The organism is Vibrio sp. 2134-1, from assembly GCF_033339495.1.
This window is the reverse complement of the sequence record NZ_JAWOUS010000117.1, coordinates 1-1,124: the sequence shown is the minus strand read 5'-3', so window position 1 is coordinate 1,124 and position 1,124 is coordinate 1. Positions and strand designations below refer to the sequence as shown.

Annotated in this window: 2 protein-coding genes; one reads left to right on the top strand and one right to left on the bottom strand. The window is 40.4% G+C overall.

Going from position 1 to position 1,124, the window contains the following annotated elements; genetic code table 11:
* Window positions 1-474: 2-oxoglutarate and iron-dependent oxygenase domain-containing protein (locus tag R7R78_RS24270; protein WP_225474393.1), on the bottom strand; the 474-nt coding region annotated here is incomplete at its 3' end.
* 275 nt (window positions 475-749) lie between these two features.
* On the opposite strand from R7R78_RS24270, the gene R7R78_RS24265 reads away from it, so the two are divergent.
* Window positions 750-1,124 (top strand): DUF2238 domain-containing protein (locus R7R78_RS24265; RefSeq protein ID WP_225474392.1); only part of this gene is annotated, 375 nt, incomplete at its 3' end.

Here is a 1,124-nt window from a genome sequence, read left to right as displayed (position 1 = left end):
CGGTGGGTAGTGAAGCACGCGTAGTAATGTTTTGTCACTGTTATTGATCATTTCTGACAACGCGATAGAGAACTTCTCTTGAACGTCCTTAGGTGCGTACGCTTCAACCCAACCTAATAGCTCTTGAGCAAATGCATTGGCACGCTCGTAGTACTCTAAGATTTCAGCTTTAAGCTGCTCTGGGATCTGCCCCCAAGGGTAAACATGAAAGTACTCTTTGATGTCTTTCACTTTGTGCCCTTTCGCCACTTCAGACACAGAAGGTGGGAAGTAGCCATCTTGGGTGTCTACGTTAAAGTGAAAATCATTCTTTTGATCTGAACAGAAAAACTCATGCCAGTTTTTGTAAATTGACTCTACAAGCTCTTGTGGAATCGGGTGGTTTTTCAACACACCGAACCCCGTTTCGCGTAGAGAGGTAACGAACTGTTGAGCAGCATCGTCAGCAAGATAATCGACAGTTTCCAGTTTCATGGCTTTACTTCTTTTTTATTAGACTGAATCATGGATTCTATGGATGGGCATGTTGTAAATCAAACTTTAATGAAATGTGCACGCGCAAACGTTTTAATATTGAGCAGTTCGCTAATAATTCAACATGTTTAGTTAATAATTGACCAATAAAAATAAACAATTGCACACCGTTCAATTAAGTGTAATCATTGTTAACGCATTACAAACAGAGATATAAACGGTTTAACTCGATGCTTGTACGCTCTAAAAAATCAATTGAAGGATCAACTAACCCTATGAAAAGCACTTCTACACTATTGGGATTGACGATTTTTTACGCCATCGTTTTTTTATTTTCAGCATTAGAACCTAGCTCGCGTGCTGTCTGGTTTGCTGAAATCATTCCGGCGATTGGTATTCTCATTGCGATTTGGGCGATTTCGATTCGCTACCAGTTCAGCAACACCGCTTACCTTTTGATGTTTATTTGGTTGTGCCTACACACCATTGGCGCGAAATACACCTTCGCTGAAGTGCCGTTTGATTGGTTCAATAACCTAATTGGATCAGAGAGAAACAATTTTGATCGCGTAGCCCACTTTGCGATTGGTTTATATGCCTACCCGATCGCTGAGTATTTGATTCACAACAAAAAATTCAACCCAACTTTT